The following is an 18,256-nucleotide window of genomic DNA, read 5'->3' on the forward strand; positions in this document are numbered from 1 at the left end:
ATATGTATTGGCTGGGCATAGTTATCTTCATTGTGGGGCTACTGATTTCGGTGGCCTTACACGAGCTGGGACATATGATTCCGGCCAAAGCTTTTGGCGTTAAGGTTTACGAGTACTTCATTGGTTTTGGGCCGCGTATTTGGTCACGCCAAAAAGGTGAAACCGAATATGGGTTAAAAGCCCTGCCCCTGGGTGGGTATGTGCGTATGGCCGGTATGCTGCCACCAGCTAAACCCGGCCACCCTGACAAAGTGAACTCCAAAGGCGAGCTAGGCATGGTGGGCCAAGCCCGTCAAGAGTCACTAGCTGAACTAGAGCCGGGTGAAGAACACAAGGCTTTCTACAATTTAAGCGCCCCTAAAAAACTGGTGGTTATGTTTGGCGGGCCGGTGATGAACCTGATCCTGTCAGGGGTGCTAATCATTGTCTCGATGAGTTTCATTGGGGTGCCCAAAGCCACCAACACCCTGGCCGGGGTATCTAACTGCCTACCCACCATTGAATCTGGTCAGTCAACATGCGACGCCAAAGCCACGGTTCCCGCTCGCGCAGCGGGCTTAAAACCCGGAGACACCATTACCTCCTGGGATGGCCAGCAAATCAGTGACTGGACCCAGCTGCAAACCGCTATCGCTAGCACCAAAGCCGGCACCGGCGTCGTCGTAACTGTAAAGCGAGGCAACCACAGCCAGCAGCTAAACGTGGTGCCCACCCAAGTGACCCGGGTAGTGCAAGACGCCCGGGGTAAAGCTCTAGCCGCTCCCGACGGCTCGGCCCTAACCCGCACCACCACCTTTGTGGGTATCAGCCCGCAAATCAGCGGCCAACCAGTCTCGCTGGGCACGGCCCTAAAAACTACCTGGCTGGTTAACGTCTCCACCCTCAAAGCCATTGTCACTTTGCCGGCAGGCCTCTACCACCGGGTGCTAAGCGCCCTGGGGCAAGAATCCACCTCAAACCAGTCGCTGGTGTCAATCGTGGGAGTCGGGCGTATGGCCGGGCAGGTATCAAGCGGCGGCGGTGGGGTAGTGGACCTGTCGGTGCGCGCATACTCCATGCTGATGCTACTAGCCAGCCTTAACGCAGCCCTGTTTGCATTCAACATGATCCCACTGCTGCCTCTAGACGGTGGACATATTGCCGGAGCTATCTGGGAAGGCCTGCGTCGCAGCTTCGCCAAACTACGTAAAGCCCCAGATCCGGGGCCAGTTGACACCGCTAAACTGCTACCAATTGGGCAGGGTGTGTTTATCTTACTGCTAATTGTGGGATGTCTCTTGATCTGGGCAGATATAGCTGCCCCGGTTTAGGTGCAATAATGTCAGGCGTGAATAATGCATCGATTGCTTTGGGAATCCCCACGCTCCGTGAAGAACAGCCCGTTCTAGGTAAGCGTAAGCCCACCCGCAAAATCATGGTGGGATCCGTACCGGTAGGTGGCGATGCACCGATAAGCGTGCAGTCCATGACCACCACCAAAACCCACGACATCGGCGCAACCTTGCAGCAGATCGCTGAGCTGACTGCTGCCGGCTGCGACATTGTGCGCGTAGCCTGCCCCACCGATAAGGACGCCGAAGCGCTGCCCATTATCGCTAAGCAGTCACGCATCCCGGTGATCGCCGACATTCACTTCCAGCCCAAATACGTCTACGCCGCCATCAAGGCCGGCTGCGGTGCAGTGCGCGTAAACCCCGGTAACATCCGTAAATTCGATGACCAGGTAGCCGAAATCTGCAAGATGGCCTCCGACTACGGCGTCAGCCTACGTATCGGTGTAAACGCCGGCTCGCTAGACCCGCGCCTACTGAAGAAGTACGGCAAAGCCACCCCGGAGGCCCTGGTGGAGTCAGCCGTGTGGGAAGCCAGCCTGTTTGAAGAAAACGACTTCCACGACTTTAAAATCTCCGTCAAGCACAACGACCCGGTCACCATGGTCCAGGCCTACCGCCTGCTAAGCGAAAAAGGTAACTGGCCCCTACACCTGGGGGTAACCGAAGCCGGCCCCGCCTTCCAGGGCACCATTAAGTCCTGTGCCGCTTTCGGCGTGCTACTAGCTGAAGGCATTGGTGACACCATCCGCGTCTCCCTGTCGGCCCCGCCAGTAGAGGAAGTCAAGGTTGGCACCAAGCTGCTCGAATTCATGGGCCTGCGCCCGCGCAAGCTAGAGATCGTCTCCTGCCCCTCCTGTGGCCGCGCCCAGGTGGACGTGTGGACCCTAGCCGAAAAGGTTGAAGAAGGCCTCAAAGATGTTAAGGCCCCGCTGCGCGTAGCCGTTATGGGCTGCGTAGTTAACGGCCCCGGTGAGGCCCGCGAAGCTGACCTAGGCTGCGCCTCCGGTAACGGCAAGGGCCAGATCTTCGTGCGCGGCAAGGTTGTAGAGACTGTGCCCGAAGATCGCATCGTAGAAACCGTGCTGCGCTACGCCAACGACATGGCCGCAGACATGGCTGCCGAGATGGGCGAGGAAGCACTAGCAAACTCCGCCCCGCAGGTGATGGTGCCCTCAGCCTGATGCTGCGTTTGCATCGCGACCCGCATCCGCTAACGCCCGCCAATAGCACTGCGCTAATGCAGCTGTTGGCGGGCGACGCCGTAGCGGGAGTACAACTAGGGGCGCAAATTAGCCGCTGGAATTACTGGGGTAGGGGAGACGTAGTTGCTTGCGGCACCCCCCAACCCCACGCTGGCGCTTGGGCCACCGGTTCGCTTATCCTCTACGGTCAGCGCCATTGCAGCCCCAGCGAGTTAAAAGCCCTAGCTAACCACGGGCGTCCCCGGTTAACTAGGCGCGGCTCAGTGATGGGGCCGGCTGATGATGTGGCCGCGCTATGGCCGTATTTGGATCAGCGCTATTTGGCGGTGCGCCAGGCGCGTTGGAATCAGCCTTTGCTGCTAGCCCCGCCGGCCAAGCAGGTAGCTCAGAATTTGGCAGCTGCTAGCTCTAGCTATGGCGATGAGCTGGTGGCCGCTGCTGCTAGCCAAACCCAAGCGGCTCAGGTAGAGATGGAGCCGCTGGTAGTGCCGGCGGCGGTGGCCATGTTTAAAGAAGAAGTGGGTTTTGACCCGCTCTCTAGCGGCTCTGGCTATAGGCGCCATATCGGCCAGTTAATTGAGCAGGGGCGCAGCTATGTACTTCTCGACGACGGCGCCGGCCACCTGGGCAATACACAGGTAGCTTTTAAAGCTGACGTGGGTAGCTTGTGGAACTCGGTAGCCCAAATAACCGGCGTGTGGACCCGCCCTGACCTGCGCGGTAGGGGACTGGCTAAAGTGGCGCTGGGGCGAGTGCTGGCCCTGATTTACGCCCAACACCAGGTCAGTCAGATCAACTTGTATGTTAATGACTTCAATGTGGCGGCCCTGGGCCTGTATAAATCTTTAGGTTTTACGCAGGTGGGCACCATGAGCACAGTACTGCTGTAAATGCTGCTATAAGCCTGGCTCAGCTTTAAACAGCTAAGTAGGCCAGACAACACCAGCTTCACTTAGCTACTGGGCTTGGCTACGCGTAACATATACGTGTGCTTCAGACAATGACCAACGCCTTTATCCGTACTTTGCGTGAGGATCCTGCCGACGCAGAGGTAGCTAGCCACAAACTACTGGTGCGTGCTGGCTATATTCGCCGCGCTGCCCCGGGAATCTACACCTGGCTGCCACTAGGACTGCGTACCTTACGCAAGGTGGAGCAGGTGGTGCGTGAAGAGATGGATACTATCGCGCAGGAAGTACACTTCCCGGCTCTGCTCAGCGCCGACCCCTACAAGGCCACCGACCGCTGGGAAGAATACGGCCCCACCTTGTTCAAGCTGCGTGACCGTAAGGGCGGGGACTACATGCTGGCCCCCACTCACGAGGAAATGTTCACCTTGCTAGTCAAGGACATGTACTCCTCTTACAAGGATCTGCCTGTTTCTCTCTACCAGATCCAGACCAAGTACCGTGATGAGGCTCGTCCGCGTGCAGGCTTGATCCGTGGGCGCGAGTTCATCATGAAGGACTCCTACTCCTTCGACATTGACGACGCCGGCCTGGAACGCTCCTACCAGCTACACCGCGCCGTTTACCAGCGTATTTTTGAGCGCCTGGGCCTTGAATACGTAATCGTTAACGCCGTGAGTGGAGCCATGGGGGGCTCCCACTCTGAAGAGTTCCTACACCCTTCACCCATTGGTGAAGACACTTTCGTGCGCTCTGCCGGTGGCTACGCTGCCAACGCTGAGGCCGTCACCACCCCGGTGCCAGAGGCTGTGGATGCATCCAACGAGCCGGCCCCGGTGGAGGTAGACACCCCCGAGTGCCCCACCATTGAATCCCTAGTGGAGCTGTTCAACACCAAATACCCGCGCGCCGACCGCCCCTGGAGAGCCGCTGACACGCTTAAAAACGTAGTGGTTAACCTGACCCACCCCGACGGCTCCCAGGAGCTGCTGGTAATTGGTCTGCCCGGTGACCGCGAAGTGGATATGAAGCGCCTAGAGGCCGCCGTGGCCCCGGCCGAGGTGGAAATGGCTGGTCACGAGCAGCTAGCCAAGCACCCTGAGCTGGTGGCTGGCTACATTGGCCCGCAGGTGGTGGGTCCCAACTCGCCTAAGCGTGTGGCTCAGGTGGTCGACGGCGTCGAGCAGCTTAGCGGCAGCGTGCGTTACCTGCTAGATCCGCGTGTAGTAGAGGGCACCAGCTGGATCACCGGCGCTAACGCCGACCAGCGCCACGTCTACCACCTGGTAGCTGGACGTGACTTTAAGGCTGATGGGGTAATTGAGGCCGCTGAGGTGCGCCCCGGCGACCCGGCCCCCGACGGCTCTGGCCCGCTAGAGCTAGCCCGAGGCATCGAAATCGGTCACATCTTCGCCCTGGGGCGCAAGTACGCTAACGCCCTAGACCTAAAGGTGCTCGACCAGAACGGTAAAGCCCAGGTAGTAACCATGGGTTCTTACGGCATCGGGGTTTCACGTGTACTAGCGGCCCTGGCTGAAACCAACTGCGACGAGCACGGCCTAGCTTGGCCCGTGCACCTGGCCCCCTACCACGTGCAGGTACTGGCCACCGGTAAGGATGAGGCAGTATTTGAAGCTGCCACCACCATTGCCAGCGAGCTAGATGGCCTAGGCTACGACGTGCTATTTGATGACCGTCGCAAGGTCAGCGCCGGCGTTAAGTTTGCTGACTCTGAACTACTAGGTATGCCCTACATTGTGGTGGTAGGGCGCGATCTAGCTAAGGACGGCACTGTAGAAATCCGCAACCGTCGCAGCGGCGAGCGCATCAGTGTTAGCGCTGAGCAGGCTGTAGCCCAGCTAAACGAGCTGCTAGCGGCCCAGCTGAGCTAACAAAGCAGGCCTTAAGCGCTTAGCGTGGGCTTTAAGCACTAAAGTGCTTAAAGAACCCAAAAAGCGTGGGGGGCGGGCTGGTTAACCAGCCCGCCCCCCTACGTTTACTTGGAAGCTACTTAACCCCTAGGGCTTGTTCTGTTTGAGTTAGCGACGCATTCCAGCTTTGGGCTTGTACTAGTGCCCAAGCTGCGGCGCTAATAGCCTGTTTACGCTGTGAGTCATCTTTAGCATTGGCTACTTCACCAAGCTCAGCGCTAACCACATTTAGCCATAGGCTAGCGCCCTGCTCATAGGAGTTGCCGCTGGGCAGTTGGTAGCTGCTTAGGCGCTGATCAGGGCATTTAATTGCCAAGCAGGCGTCTACTGTGGCGGCGGCAGCTTTAGCCTGGGCGCCGGTAGCGTCGTCACCGCTTTGCGCCGCAATCACCTCTAAACCGTAGCGGGCCTGGTCATAGGCGCTGAGTGTGCTCGCCTGCAGGGGGCTAGTTAAATTAACGCCGGTGCGCGGCTGCGGGGCCATCAGCTTGTCAAAATTCGTGCCATCAAGGGCGCGTGCCCAGCTAGCCCAAGTTAAACCGATAGAGGCATAGGTTTGGGCAGTTTTACCGCTAGATTCACTTGCAGCCTTAAGGGCCTCACCAGTGCCCTGCTTAAGGTACATAACCAGCTGCGCCGTCGTCGTATCAGAACCAGCCGTAGGAACCGGTGAGACAGTGGGATAACCGGTTGGGGGAGTGGTGTGCCAAGGCTGCCAAACCCCACCCAAAGAGCGCAACTGACTAGCCGAGCCTTTAGCTACTGCAGCCACCTCAGCTGACCCAGATTTAGCTAGCAACTGGGCGGCAGAGTTAATCAACGCAGTCCGGCGTGCTAAAGCATCCTGAGTTTGCTGTGACGCTGAAAGCGTAGGCAGAGCTGCGCGCGTGCCCTCACCTATCCGTAAACCACAGCCTGACAGAGCTAAAACGCAGGTCAGAGCCATGATTGAACAATTGCGGGCGGTAGCGCGAAAACTAAACGGGCGCAGGGCGGGGGTGATTACGCGGCACTTCACCCCCTGATCTTCCCACGTACAGGTAAGATATGGGCAGGTAATTATCGACAGAAGGATCAGCAATGGCACCCGAGGCTAAGGGAAACCACAAACAAGCACCGGCTGAACTGACCCAAATCCTGGCCCCAGTGGTTAGCGAAAACGGCTTAATGCTGCTGGAAACTGAGCTAACCAAGGCCGGAAAGTACTCGACCTTGCGAGTTATCGTGGACCTACCAGAAGGCCCCGGAGATGTTGACCTGGACACAATTGAACAGGTGGCGCGTCAAATCAGCGACGCGCTAGATGAAGCTGACCCAATTAAGGGCTCCTACCAGCTTGAAGTATCTAGCGCCGGCGCCGAGCGCGAACTGCGTGATGCGCGCGAATTTGGTCGTGCGGTAGGCCGACTGGCACAAATTAACACCGAAGCCGGTGAAGTGTTCGGGCGTGTACTAAGCGTCAACGAAAACGGGGTAGAGGTAGAAACCAAAACCGGCACGCAGCTAGTACCCTTTACGCAGATCATCAAGGCTCAGCAGGTAGTAGACCTCAGCGGTGCGCTGTAACCATAACTGAATAAAAGGAGCACACATGAAAATCGACATGGCTGAACTGCGCGTTGCCGCAGATGAGTTGGAAATAGACCTAGATAACCTGATCCCTGCTATTGAAGAAGCGATCCTAAACGCTTATCTCAAGCAGCCCGGGGCTATTAAGGGTGCCTACGTGCGTATAGACCGCCGCAACGGCGAAATGAACGTTTATGCCCCTGAGCTAGATGAAAACGACCAGCCCACCGGTGAATACTTTGACGACACGCCCCCGCACTTTGGGCGTATCGCTCAGGCTTCTATCCGTTCAGTAGTGGTCCAGCGCATCCACGACCGCCGTGACATGGAAGTGCTTGGCGCCTACAAAGACAAGACCGGCCAGCTAGTTTCCGGCATTGTGCAGCAGGGGCGCGACCCGCGCACTGTATACGTGCGCCTAGACGAAGAACGCGAAGGCATTATTCCTCCCGCTGAGCAGGTGCCCGGCGAGCGCTACCGTCACGGTGACCGCGTGCGTGCCTATGTAACTGAAGTTTCCCGTGGCCCGCGCGGCGCTCAGATCATTCTTTCGCGCACTCACCCGGGCCTGGTGCGTCAGCTCTTTGAGCGTGAAGTACCCGAGCTGTCTAAGGGTGAGGTGGAGATTGTATCCCTGGCCCGCGAACCTGGGCACCGCACCAAGATGGCAGTGCGAGCCAACAACCGCGACATTAATGCCAAGGGCGCCTTCATTGGCTCCATGGGCACGCGTGTGCGCGCGGTAAACCAGGAGCTGGGCGACGAAAAGATCGATATTGTCGACTGGTCAGCTGACCCGGCCAAGTATGTGGCTAACGCTCTTTCTCCCGCCCGCGTCTCCAGCGTGACCGTGCTAAACGAGGAAGAAAAGACTGCCCGCGCAGTGGTTCCGGACTTCCAGCTGTCGCTAGCAATCGGTAAGGAAGGCCAAAACGCCCGCCTGGCTGCGCGCCTAACTGGTTGGAAGATCGACATTCGCTCTGATGCTGATGAGGGTGAAATTCAGCCTGGCCGTACCTCAAGTGCTGACGTGAGCGGTGACTCAGACTACCAAGGCTGAAAAACACCCAAATAGACGTTAAAATGAGCGATATGAGTCAACCTATACGTACCTGTGTAGGTTGCCGGGCTAAGGACGCACGTAGTGCGTTAATTCGCCTCGTTCGCCGCGATACTCGTGTGGTGGTGGATACCGGTGCTTGTGCACCGGGAAGAGGCGCCTGGATGCATGACGATCCGCAATGTTATGGCACCGCCCGCAGACGGCGCAGCATTGAGCGTGCATTGCGTTGCAAAGGGACGCTCAACCTTGACGTTGTAGACAATTGGTTTTCCCCTACCCACGTGGGAAAACAACTGCCGCCTAGCGGCACCGACTACTAGACATGAAAGCGGGTAGAGAGCCGATGGGCACCCGATGAGTACCCAGCGATGAGCTGCCAGCAGTAAACACACCCACCTGTTTCAGGTGGGAGACTGGAACAGGAGAATAGTGGCTAAACCACGTGTACATGAGCTCGCTAAGGAGCTCGACCCCTCAGGCAAGAAGGTCACCAGCAAGATCATTCTGGCCTGGCTAAAAGACCAGGGGGAATTCGTTAAGGCAGCCTCCAGTGCTGTTGAACCCCCGGTAGCGCGCCGCGTGCGCGAACACTTCGCCCCGATGGTTGAGGGCGACGGCGCCAAGAAGGCTAAGAGCGACGCGCCTAAGCCTGGTGCCAAGAAAGCGGCTAAGCCCGCCACACCTAAGCCGGCTAAGCCTGCTGCTAAGCCAGCCCCCGTTGAGGGTGCTAAGCCCGCTGCCCCAAAGCCCGGGCCTAAGGCCCCCAAGCCGGTAGTAGCTGAGGAGCCCAAGCCAGTGGCTAAGCCCGCCCCTAAGCCGGCTAAGCCCGCTGCTAAGCCAGCCCCCAAGGTAGAGAAGGTAGAGGGCGCCAAGCCCGCCGCTCCCAAGCCGGCTGCTCCTGCGCCGCGTGGTGGCGCGCGCCCGGGTAACAACCCCTTTGCTTCTTCGCAGGGTATGCCCCGTCCTGGTGGGGCTCGCCCGCAGCCTGGTCAGGGTGGTCCGCGTCCGGCAGCCCCGCGTCCTGGCGGTAACGGTGCCCCGCGCCCGGGTAACAACCCCTTTGCTTCTTCGCAGGGTATGCCCCGTCCTGGTGGGGCTCGCCCGCAGCCTGGTCAGGGTGGTCCGCGTCCGGCAGCCCCGCGTCCTGGCGGTAACGGTGCCCCGCGCCCCGGTGGCCCGCGCCCGCAGGGTGGTGGCCGCTCTGGCGCCCCGCGTCCGGGTGCTCCCCGTTCTGGTGGTCCGCGTCCTGGCGGTAACGGCGCTCCCCGTTCTGGTGGCCCGCGCCCCGGTGGTAACGGCGGTCCGCGTCCTGGCGGCGCTAACGGCCCGCGTCCCACTCCGGCAACCGCTCGTCCCAGTGGCGCTCCGCGCCCCAACCCGGGCATGATGCCTGGTCAGTCCTCGATTGGGCGCCCTGGTGCACCCGCTCGTGGCAACGGCCGTCCCGGTGGTTCTCGTGGCGGTAATGGCGGCGGTGGCCGTGGTAATGGTGGCGGCGGCGCTCGTCCCGGCGGCGGCTTCGGCGGCCCGCGCGGTGGACGTGGCGGTAACGGCTCCACCCAGGGTGCTTTCGGTCGCGGCGGTGGCAACGCCCCGCGTCGTCGTAAGTCAAAGCGTGCTAAGCGCCAGGAATTCGAACAGCAGAGCGCACCCATCATTGGCGGCGTCGCTATTCCGCGCGGCAACGGCGTGACAATCCGCGTCCGTCAGGGTGCCACGCTAACCGACCTGGCTGAGAAGATTAACGTCAACCCCGCAGCCCTGGTTACGGCCCTGTTCAGCCTCGGTGAGATGGTGACCGCCACCCAGTCGGTGGATGAGGACACCTTCAAGCTGCTAGGTGAGGAGCTGGGCTATGACGTCCAGGTAGTCTCACCTGAGGATGAAGACCGTGAGCTGCTGGAATCCTTCGACATCGACCTCGAAGCTGAAGAGGACCACGACGACGAATCTGAGCTGGTTGTACGTCCCCCGGTTGTCACCGTTATGGGTCACGTCGACCACGGTAAGACCAAGCTGCTAGACGCCATCCGTTCTACCGATGTGGTGGACTCTGAGGCTGGCGGTATTACCCAGAACATCGGTGCCTACCAGGTGCGAGTTGAGCACGATGGCCAGATGCGCGCTATCACCTTCATTGATACGCCTGGTCACGAGGCCTTCACCGCTATGCGTGCACGTGGTGCTCGCGTAACCGACATCGCCATCTTGGTGGTTGCTGCCGACGACGGTGTGATGCCCCAGACCGTTGAGGCCCTTAACCACGCCCAGAGCGCTAACGTGCCGATCGTGGTAGCGGTTAACAAGATCGATAAGGAAGGCGCTAACCCGGAGAAGATCCGTGGTCAGCTCACCGAATACGGTCTGGTGCCCGAAGAATACGGTGGCGACACCATGTTCGTCGACATTTCCGCCAAGCAGCACCTACACATTGATGAGCTGCTCGAAGCCGTGCTGCTGCAGGCAGATGCGGGTCTGGACCTACGCGCCAACCCCAACGCTGATGCTCGCGGTGTGGCTATTGAAGCCAAGCTTGAACGCGGTCGCGGTGCGGTGGCAACCGTGCTGGTTGAGCGTGGAACCCTGCGCGTGGGTGACCCCATCGTGGCTGGTTCTGCCTACGGTCGCGTGCGTGCCATGTTTGACGAATACGGTAAGTCTTTGGAAGAGGCCGGCCCGGCTCGCCCGGCCCAGGTACTGGGTCTGACCAGCATTCCTAGCGCTGGTGACTCCTTCCTGGTGGCCCCCGAAGACCGCACTGCCCGCCAGATCGCTGACAAGCGTGCAGCTGCTGCCCGTAACGCCATGCTGGCTAAGCGCCGCAAGCGCGTTTCGCTGGAAAACCTCACCGATGTGCTTAAGGAAGGTAAGGTTGACACCCTTAACCTCATCCTTAAGGGTGACGCCTCTGGTGCCGTTGAGGCCCTGGAAGAGTCGCTGCTCAAGATCGATGTTGGCGAAGAAGTACAGCTGCGCGTTATCCACCGTGGCGTGGGTGCCATCACCCAGAACGACGTCAACCTGGCTACCGTCGACAACGCGGTTATCATCGGCTTCAACGTACGCCCGGCTGAGCGTGTACAGGAGCTGGCTGACCGCGAGGGTGTAGAGATGAAGTTCTACTCCGTCATCTACAACGCCATTGAAGATGTTGAGGCCTCGATGAAGGGCATGCTCAAGCCGATCTACGAAGAGGTCGCCCTGGGTAGCGCCGAGATCCGCCAGGTCTTCCGTTCCTCCAGGTTCGGTAACATCGCTGGTTCGATTGTCCGCAGCGGCATTATCAAGCGTGGCACTAAGGCCCGTTTGGTGCGCGACGGCGTGGTGGTTGCTAACGAGCTATCCATCGAGTCTTTGCGCCGCGAGAAGGACGACGTCACCGAGGTACGCGAAGGCTACGAATGCGGTATTAACCTAGGCTTCAAGGACATTGCTGAAGGCGATGTCATTGAGACTTGGGAGATGCGTGAAAAGCCGCGAGACTGACGTCTTAGGCTAACGGTAGTCGCCACCTAAGGCGACAGGTGGCGGGTCAGCAATGGCCCGCCACTTTTTGGCATTAAACTAAGTATGTAGATCACCTTGAACCATTTACATAAAAAGGAGTCATCATGGCTGACCCCGCACGCGCCCGTCGGGTTGCTGACCGAATCCACAAGACAGTGGCCCAGGTGCTTGAACGCCGTATTAAGGACCCGCGTCTAGGTTTCGTAACTATCACGGATGTGCGTGTCACTGGTGACCTACAGCAGGCCACCGTGTTTTACACGGTTTACGGCACTGAAGGTGAGCGCCGTCGTAGCGCCAGCGCCCTAAAGTCTGCCACCGGCCTGATCCGCTCTGAGGTAGGCAAGGCCCTGGGGATTCGCCTTACCCCCACCATTAGCTTCCAGCTAGACTCGCTACCCACCACGGCCCGCAGCATTGAGGATGCTTTGGCTCAGGCCCAGGTGCGCGACGCCGCCATTGCCCGCGCCGCTGAAGGGGCCAGTTACGCTGGGGACGCTAACCCCTACCGCACTAAGGATGAGGACGAGGACGCCGCCACCAGTGACAGCGCTGCCAGCGCTGAAAGCAGCGAGAGCGCTGCCAGCGCGGAAAGTGCCGCTAGCCCTGAGGAAGCCGTGCACGAGCAGGACGTTTTTGCTGACGAGCAGGACGGCGGCGTCGACAACCGCCAGATTGCTGCCCTGCAGGCACAGGCTATGGCTGAGGCTGCTCAGGCTGACGCCCAGGGTCGCTCTAGCCACGACCAGCTCTGATAAGTGAGCGAAAAACAAACTGCGCTCGGTCAAGACAGGCCCAGCCAAGCTGAGCCCGGCCAAGCCATGAGCCAAAGCGAGCCCGGTCAAGACGAGCAAGGTCAAGGCAGGGCCAGCCAAGCTGAGCCCGGCCAAGCCATGAGCCAAAGCGAGCCCGGTCAAGACGAGCAAGGTCAAGGCAGGGCCAGCCAAGGCGAGCCCAGCCAGGGCCCAGGCGCAACTGAGCGCGTACGGCCAGTGGATGTAGCCCGGGGGGCCGTAACCGCCCCCGACGGGCTGCTACTGGTTGATAAAGACCTGGGCATCACCAGCCACGATGTGGTTTCCCGGGTGCGGCGCCTGGCGGCCACGCGCAAAGTGGGCCACGCGGGCACGCTCGACCCTATGGCTACCGGATTGCTTACGGTGGGCGTTGGTAAAGCTACCCGGCTGCTGAACTACCTGGTGGGGGCCGATAAAACCTATGAGGCCACCATCCGCCTGGGGGTGGGCACAGACACTGAGGATGCTCACGGCCAAGTCACCCAGGTGGTGGCGCCCGATCAGGTGGATTTGGCGCGCCTGCAGGCTGCCGCCGCTCAGCTAACCGGCCAAATTAGCCAGGTGCCCAGCAGTTTTAGTGCCATTAAGGTTAATGGCGTGCGCGCCTATGACCTGGCCCGCAGCGGTCAGGAAGTGGAGCTGGAAGCTAGGCAAGTCACCATTCATAGCTTTGATCTGGGCCAAGTTAACTCCACTAGCGCCAGTTACCCAGGCTGGGGCCAAGTGCCAGTGGTGGATGTGAAGGTGCAAGTTAGCTGCTCGTCGGGCACCTATATCCGGGCTTTGGCCCGCGATTTTGGGCTGTCGCTGCAAACAGTTGCACATTTGACTACGCTGCGACGCACGCAGGTGGGTCCGTTTAAAGTTAGCGACGCGCGCACCTTGAGCGGCTGGTCGGCGCAGGTGAGTCAGGATGCTGAAGGCGCTAACCCTAAGGGTTTGGCCCTAACGCCTCTGCCGCTGGTGCTCAGGCAGGCTTTCAACTGGCTGGTTTTGGATCCCGGCCAGGTTAAAGACGTGCGTCAAGGTAAGTTTTTGCCGCGTCAGTTGGAAGAAAATGTGCAAGTGGCCAAGGCCCCTGTTAACGCTAAGCAAAAGGTGCTAGCCGCGTTAGACATGCAGGGCGAGGCCGTGGCATTGTTGAAGCGTCAAGGTAAACATTTGCGACCGGTGCTAGTTTTTGCGGGCGCGTGAAATAGGAGAAAAAGTTTGACTCAGCAGCTTTCGCAGCCGCAGGAGCCTAAAGCTCAGGTACCTCAGGCCCCCACAGTGCAGGCCAGCCCGGTCCCGGGACGTAAACCTGGCAATATTTTGGGGTTGCGTGCGGTGGATGCTAAGCCCCGCTCTGGCGGTTGTGGTTGCGCCGGTGGCTGCGGCTGCAATGGTGGCGCACACGCGTGAAGGTTTTACATTCGCCCAAGCAGGTAGCGCAGCTTGATTTAGCTGCTGGCTGCGTGCTCACTATCGGTATTTTCGACGGCGTCCATCGTGGTCACCAGGCGATTTTGGCTCATGCCGTGCGGCGCGCTAAGCAAATGGGCGTGCCTTGCGTGGTGCTGACTTTTGATCCTCACCCGCGCCTGGTGCATGATCCCGACACCCACCTGCACTTGATCACGTCTTTGGCTGACCGCCTTGAGGCGCTGGGGCAGCAGGGGGTGGATGCCACCTTGGTGGTTAACTACACCTTGGAGTTTGCCTCCCAAAGTGCCGAGGATTTTGTGCGCACCTGGCTGGTGGATCTGCTTAAGGCTCGCCTGGTGGTGGTGGGTTCTGACGTGCGCTTTGGGGCCGGCAATGCGGGCGATAGGCACACGTTGGAGCAACTGGGCCAAAAGTTTGGTTTTGAGGTTGAAATCGTAGATAACGTATGCGGTCACAGCGGTAAACGCTGGTCGTCAACTTGGGTGCGGCAAGCCCTGGAAAAGGGTGACGTGGCTGAGGCGGCGCGGATTTTGGGTAGACCGCATCGCTTGCGAGGCACGGTGGTGCATGGTTTGCAGCGTGGACGCCAGTTAGGTTTCCCTACCGCTAATTTGGATGCGGAAACTGCCGGGGTAGTGCCCCCTGACGGTGTCTACGCCGGTTGGCTTTGGGCTCACGACGGCGCCAGTGGGCTACGTAAAATGCCTGCGGCTATCTCGATCGGCACTAACCCAACTTTTAAGGATGTACCCAAACGCACGGTTGAAGCCCACGTGCTTGGCCGCGCCGACTTGAACCTGTATGGCCAAGAAGTGGCGGTTGATCTGGTCAGCTATCTGCGTCCAATGATCAGTTTTGCCGGCTTAGATGAGCTGCTAAAGCAGATGCACAAAGATATTGCTGACAGCGCGGCGGTGCTGAACGTGCCGGTGCCAGAGCCGATCGATCCGGCGCAAGTTACTGCCTGCTAAAAGCTACATTCTGCGTGCGGCTCAGACGCTGTCTAGGCACCTGCTGTCTAAACACTGTGCCCCCTGGTTTTTTAAACCAGGGGGCACGAGCGTTAGTTGGCGCAGAGCTCATTAGTTGGCGCGGCGCTGTCGCCTAAAACCTAGCGAGGCCAGGCACAGGCCAGCTCCTAGCATTGCCAGTATTGGTTCGAAGCCGGTTTTGGCTAGCGAGCCGCCAGCTTTGCCGCCAGCTCCACTAGCACTGGCGCCGCCCACGCCGCCCGCGCTGCCTAAGGCTCCGGTCGAACCAGAACCGCCCAGTTTCGCGCCGCTGCTAGAGCTGCCTGAAGTGCCACTTAGTGAGCCAGAACTCTTAGCGCCCTGGGAGCCAGACGCCGTCGGCTTAGATGCGCTAGCGCCAGCCGGGCTAGTGGGGTTAGAGCCAACCACATTATTGATAGGGGTGGTGGGGCTTGGACTAGTGGGCGTTGGGTTAGTGGGGCTGGCTCCGGGCCCTGGGGAGTTGCCATCTAGCTTGCAGTCGCTAACCTTGCCGGCGCGGTAATCGGCAATAGCCTGGTTACCCACTAAGAAAGTCAGGCATTTAGTGGGTGAGGCCAGAGCCTGGCCCTTGACTGTGGCCGTGAAGCTAACCTCGAACAGATACACGCCGGGCTTGGTAAAAGCCCAGTTGGCGTGAGCGTGGGTGTGCTCAGGAATAGACAGCTCGCTAAGCGAGGTGGAAGTGTTAAAAATATGTTCCACCTTGCCGGTTAAAGCGTCACTGTTAAACACGTGCGCACTAGCACCCTCGGGCAGCGAGTGGGGTTTAACAATGAATTTGACGCTGCCTTGAGCCAGCGAGTCACTGATGCCATTGGTGGACCAGCCAGGCCAAATGTGTACGCCGTCATTAATCGCGTCAGTGTAGTAGAACTGGCTGCCGGATTTACCCAAAAAGTCATACTGGCTACCAGCTAGGCGGCCGCTAGAGGGGCGGGTATGGCGAGCTGAGTCGTCCAAAGCTAAAGCCACCGAGTTGATATCGCGGTCAACTGAGGTTTTAGCGTTGGTGAGGGTGTCATCATGCAAACTGGCGCTTAACGCGGTGCCATCGGCGTTTAGTGAGCCGGCAATATCGACGTGACCGCGCTGCAAAATCACCTTTTCACTCACCGGCCCGCTGGGCTTAGTGGGGGTGGGTGCCGGGCTGGCCCCAGGGGGCGTAGGAGTTGGCTTGCCGGGTGCCGGTGTGGTGGTCGGTTGACTGGTCGGTGCCGGCGTGGGCCCAGCAGTGGGCTTAACGGTGGGTTGGGCCGACGCCGTCGGGCTAGGCGCAGGGGTAGCCGTAGGGGCCGCGCTAGCTGTGGGGGTGGGTGCCGGCGTCGCAGTGGCGGTGGGCTGCGAGGTTGGCGCAGGCTCAGGGGTCGGCTGCGGGCTGGGCTCAGTGCCACTGGCGCCATCGACCGCCAAAGAGCCCGAGTAGCTAAGCCCTGCGCGAGTATCAACCGGGCCAGGAGAATCAGCGCTACCACCAGCAGAGCCAATTAAAGCGTGGGGGATAACGTTGATACGCAGATATTTGCCAGAGCAGTCAGAGTGGGAGTCATTAATGCTCAGCTGCCCATTTACATCCGTCACCCCCTCAAAAATGCAGGTGGGGTACTGCTCAGTAGGCGAGTCATAGTAGCCGCCATTGATATAGGCCTTCACCTTGCTGTCTGACAGCGTGATGGTGGTGTTTAGACGGCTGTCGCTAATGGACTTAACATCCACGGTGTAGCTAAGCGCCTTAGGAGTGTAAGGCTGGGTGTCAAAAGCCGGGGCCGGGTCGCTGGAAGCCGGCTCGGGCAGACGCGAAACCGCCTGGGTGGAATCGGTGGAGGCAGGGGATTCCTCGCCGGTGGTGTATTCCACCGAAGCCGAAACCCAACGCGGCAGCCCACTAGCGGCGTCGGGAACATAAACAGCCTGGAAAGCACTGGTGGTAGAACCAATCATTTCTTTCCAGGTGGCTTTACCGTTAACCACCGGCACCTGAGCCAGGTAGTAGCCGTCAATGAAGAAGGTTACGTTTCCGCCAGCTTTAGCATCTCCCGCATCAAAAGTCAGGTCCGTGAGTTTGTCGTCGCCATCTTTTTGGCGTCCCTCATGGGGTGAGAGCGTGAAGGTGTAGGGCGTGGCCGGGGCGCCAGAAGGGGCAGCGGCAAACTGTTGGCTCAGCGGGGTAGAGGCCGTGTCAGAGGGGCGCGTGCCACCAACTTGCCACACAAAAGGCACAGTTTTAGAGGCAATCAGTGAGCCATCTTTAGCGCGCGCAGTAGCCCGGTAGGTCAGCACATAGCGGCCAGGCTTAGAGAAAATCGTGTCATTGTGGGTGTGGTTGCCCGGGGTTAGGAAGATTGAGCGCCGTCCCTCATCGTGGGAGGACAGGTAGCGCCGCACGCCGTCGTCGTCAGCGTAATAAACCAGCGCCTCCATGCGGCCCGGGCCATCAAAACCAACCAGGTCTAGGCTGAAGGAAGCATTCCTGAACTGCTCAGTGGGGATCTCGCTATCAGCCCCAAAACCAGCCCACAGGGGTTCCTTATTAACCCCGGGAATAGCTGGGGCGCGATACCACAGGTCACCAACAGAGCGAATAAAGTCAATGCCGGGGTTGGGTGAGCCCTCAAAGTTGAAGAAATACAGCTGCTCACCGCTGCGTTTATAGCCGGTGCCCACCCAGTTAACCGTGTCTTCTAGCGCATAGGTTTGCCCATTGGCTTCATTTAGCAGGGCAAAGTTGTTATCACGCCAATACACCTTGGGGGCGTCAATGTGGTGGGCGGTGGTTACGATCTTGCCGTCGTCAGGGCTGGCTAGGGAAGGTGCAGCAAGCGGGGAGAGGGCTAAAGCGGCAGTTAAGGCCATAGCTGCGATACGCGAACGTATTTTCATAGCGGGTCTTTCCAAATGTGCAGAGAAATGCCGATAAAAGCTTAACTATAATGATACTGATTATCAACTAGGGGTGACTTCGTGCCCGCTTGCCGATCTTGTGCGCTCATGGTTAGCACTCGCGGCTGTGGCGACGACGTCGGCACGTGATTTGTGGCAAAAGCACGCTTTAAGGGTGGTTGCTAGCTGTTGAGGCTGCTAAGCTTGCAGGGCCGTCAAAGCCGGCCACGGCGCGTCATGCTTGGGAGAACCTGCCCCAGGCTCCGTGTAACGACCATGAGGAGTAAATATATGTCGATCTCCGCTGAGCGCAAGCAGCAGCTAATCGCCGAGTACGCTACCCACGAGGGCGACACCGGTTCCCCCGAGGTTCAGGTCGCTATCCTCACCGAGCGTATCTCTAACCTGACCGAGCACTTCAAGTCCCACAAGCACGACCACCACTCCCGTCGTGGTCTTTACCTGCTAATTGGTAAGCGTCGTCGCCTGCTGGACTACCTCTACGAAGAGGACATTGAGCGCTACCGTAGCCTCATCGCTCGTCTGGGCATTCGCCGCTGATCACTGGCGCATAAGCATACAAACGGCAATCTCGTTTAGAGGTTGCCGTTTTTGCTTGCATTGCCTAGT

At 59.3% G+C, this 18,256-nt stretch carries 14 protein-coding genes and 1 pseudogene; 13 read left to right on the forward strand and 2 right to left on the reverse strand.

Features of this window, described 5'->3' with window-relative positions:
* Positions 1–2: 2 nt before the first annotated feature.
* The 4 genes from HMPREF0045_RS01135 (at position 3) to HMPREF0045_RS01150 (ending at position 5,336) form a co-directional block, all read left to right on the forward strand.
* Entirely contained in the window at positions 3–1,310 is a 1,308-nt protein-coding gene (locus HMPREF0045_RS01135; RefSeq protein WP_005984706.1) for a M50 family metallopeptidase, read from the forward strand.
* Between the two features lie 8 nt (positions 1,311–1,318).
* Positions 1,319–2,515, forward strand: coding sequence for a flavodoxin-dependent (E)-4-hydroxy-3-methylbut-2-enyl-diphosphate synthase (gene ispG, locus HMPREF0045_RS01140; RefSeq protein WP_005984708.1), 1,197 nt, complete (start codon positions 1,319–1,321; stop codon positions 2,513–2,515).
* A complete protein-coding gene (locus HMPREF0045_RS01145) occupies positions 2,515–3,426 on the forward strand; it encodes a GNAT family N-acetyltransferase (protein WP_005984710.1) in 912 nt (303 codons plus the stop codon). Before ispG ends, HMPREF0045_RS01145 begins: the two co-directional genes overlap by 1 nt.
* A gap of 110 nt (positions 3,427–3,536) precedes the next feature.
* On the forward strand, positions 3,537–5,336 hold the full coding sequence (locus tag HMPREF0045_RS01150; protein ID WP_005984713.1) for a proline--tRNA ligase: 1,800 nt from the start codon (positions 3,537–3,539) through the stop codon (positions 5,334–5,336).
* Between the two features lie 115 nt (positions 5,337–5,451).
* Here the strand turns inward: HMPREF0045_RS01150 and HMPREF0045_RS01155 are convergent, their stop codons facing one another.
* Positions 5,452–6,393: a hypothetical protein gene (locus HMPREF0045_RS01155; RefSeq protein ID WP_005984715.1), complete on the reverse strand. Its 942-nt coding sequence runs from the start codon at positions 6,391–6,393 to the stop codon at positions 5,452–5,454.
* Positions 6,394–6,455: 62 nt separating this feature from the next.
* Here HMPREF0045_RS01155 and HMPREF0045_RS01160 point away from each other — a divergent pair, with 62 nt between their 5' ends.
* The 8 genes and pseudogenes from HMPREF0045_RS01160 (at position 6,456) to HMPREF0045_RS01190 (ending at position 14,707) form a co-directional block, all read left to right on the forward strand.
* Entirely contained in the window at positions 6,456–6,941 is a 486-nt protein-coding gene (locus HMPREF0045_RS01160; RefSeq protein ID WP_005984717.1) for a ribosome maturation factor RimP, read from the forward strand.
* Between the two features lie 25 nt (positions 6,942–6,966).
* Positions 6,967–8,004: a transcription termination factor NusA gene (nusA, locus tag HMPREF0045_RS01165; RefSeq protein ID WP_005984719.1), complete on the forward strand. Its 1,038-nt coding sequence runs from the start codon at positions 6,967–6,969 to the stop codon at positions 8,002–8,004.
* A 32-nt stretch (positions 8,005–8,036) separates the two neighbouring features.
* Positions 8,037–8,327 (forward strand): YlxR family protein, encoded by a 291-nt coding sequence (locus tag HMPREF0045_RS09930; protein ID WP_081466811.1) that lies wholly within the window; start codon positions 8,037–8,039, stop codon positions 8,325–8,327.
* A 109-nt stretch (positions 8,328–8,436) separates the two neighbouring features.
* Positions 8,437–11,493, forward strand: coding sequence for a translation initiation factor IF-2 (gene infB, locus HMPREF0045_RS01170; RefSeq protein ID WP_005984721.1), 3,057 nt, complete (start codon positions 8,437–8,439; stop codon positions 11,491–11,493).
* A gap of 125 nt (positions 11,494–11,618) precedes the next feature.
* Positions 11,619–12,107 (forward strand): annotated as a pseudogene (gene rbfA, locus HMPREF0045_RS10645) (30S ribosome-binding factor RbfA); the annotation flags it as partial.
* 165 nt (positions 12,108–12,272) lie between these two features.
* On the forward strand, positions 12,273–13,505 hold the full coding sequence (truB, locus tag HMPREF0045_RS01180) for a tRNA pseudouridine(55) synthase TruB (protein WP_330932954.1): 1,233 nt from the start codon (positions 12,273–12,275) through the stop codon (positions 13,503–13,505).
* Between the two features lie 15 nt (positions 13,506–13,520).
* Positions 13,521–13,712, forward strand: a complete 192-nt coding sequence (locus HMPREF0045_RS01185; protein WP_040315636.1) for a hypothetical protein — start codon at positions 13,521–13,523, stop codon at positions 13,710–13,712.
* On the forward strand, positions 13,709–14,707 hold the full coding sequence (locus HMPREF0045_RS01190; RefSeq protein WP_005984727.1) for a bifunctional riboflavin kinase/FAD synthetase: 999 nt from the start codon (positions 13,709–13,711) through the stop codon (positions 14,705–14,707). The genes HMPREF0045_RS01185 and HMPREF0045_RS01190 overlap by 4 nt, the downstream gene beginning before the upstream one ends.
* A gap of 111 nt (positions 14,708–14,818) precedes the next feature.
* Here the strand turns inward: HMPREF0045_RS01190 and HMPREF0045_RS11140 are convergent, their stop codons facing one another.
* Positions 14,819–17,626, reverse strand: coding sequence for a choice-of-anchor M domain-containing protein (locus HMPREF0045_RS11140; protein ID WP_005984728.1), 2,808 nt, complete (start codon positions 17,624–17,626; stop codon positions 14,819–14,821).
* A gap of 291 nt (positions 17,627–17,917) precedes the next feature.
* Here HMPREF0045_RS11140 and rpsO point away from each other — a divergent pair, with 291 nt between their 5' ends.
* A complete protein-coding gene (gene rpsO / locus HMPREF0045_RS01205) occupies positions 17,918–18,187 on the forward strand; it encodes a 30S ribosomal protein S15 (protein ID WP_005984730.1) in 270 nt (89 codons plus the stop codon).
* Positions 18,188–18,256: the final 69 nt, after the last annotated feature.

This window comes from Actinomyces graevenitzii C83 (assembly GCF_000239695.1).
Lineage (GTDB): Bacteria > Actinomycetota > Actinomycetes > Actinomycetales > Actinomycetaceae > Actinomyces > Actinomyces graevenitzii.

Coding starts and splice junctions, on each gene's coding strand:
- HMPREF0045_RS01135 (WP_005984706.1), top strand. CDS start 3: ATGTATTGGCTGGGCATAGTTATCTTCATTGTGGGGCTACTGATTTCG.
- HMPREF0045_RS09930 (WP_081466811.1), top strand. CDS start 8,037: ATGAGTCAACCTATACGTACCTGTGTAGGTTGCCGGGCTAAGGACGCA.
- HMPREF0045_RS01160 (WP_005984717.1), top strand. CDS start 6,456: ATGGCACCCGAGGCTAAGGGAAACCACAAACAAGCACCGGCTGAACTG.
- nusA (WP_005984719.1), top strand. CDS start 6,967: ATGAAAATCGACATGGCTGAACTGCGCGTTGCCGCAGATGAGTTGGAA.
- HMPREF0045_RS11140 (WP_005984728.1), bottom strand. CDS start 17,626: ATGAAAATACGTTCGCGTATCGCAGCTATGGCCTTAACTGCCGCTTTA.
- HMPREF0045_RS01145 (WP_005984710.1), top strand. CDS start 2,515: ATGCTGCGTTTGCATCGCGACCCGCATCCGCTAACGCCCGCCAATAGC.
- rpsO (WP_005984730.1), top strand. CDS start 17,918: ATGTCGATCTCCGCTGAGCGCAAGCAGCAGCTAATCGCCGAGTACGCT.
- ispG (WP_005984708.1), top strand. CDS start 1,319: ATGTCAGGCGTGAATAATGCATCGATTGCTTTGGGAATCCCCACGCTC.
- HMPREF0045_RS01150 (WP_005984713.1), top strand. CDS start 3,537: ATGACCAACGCCTTTATCCGTACTTTGCGTGAGGATCCTGCCGACGCA.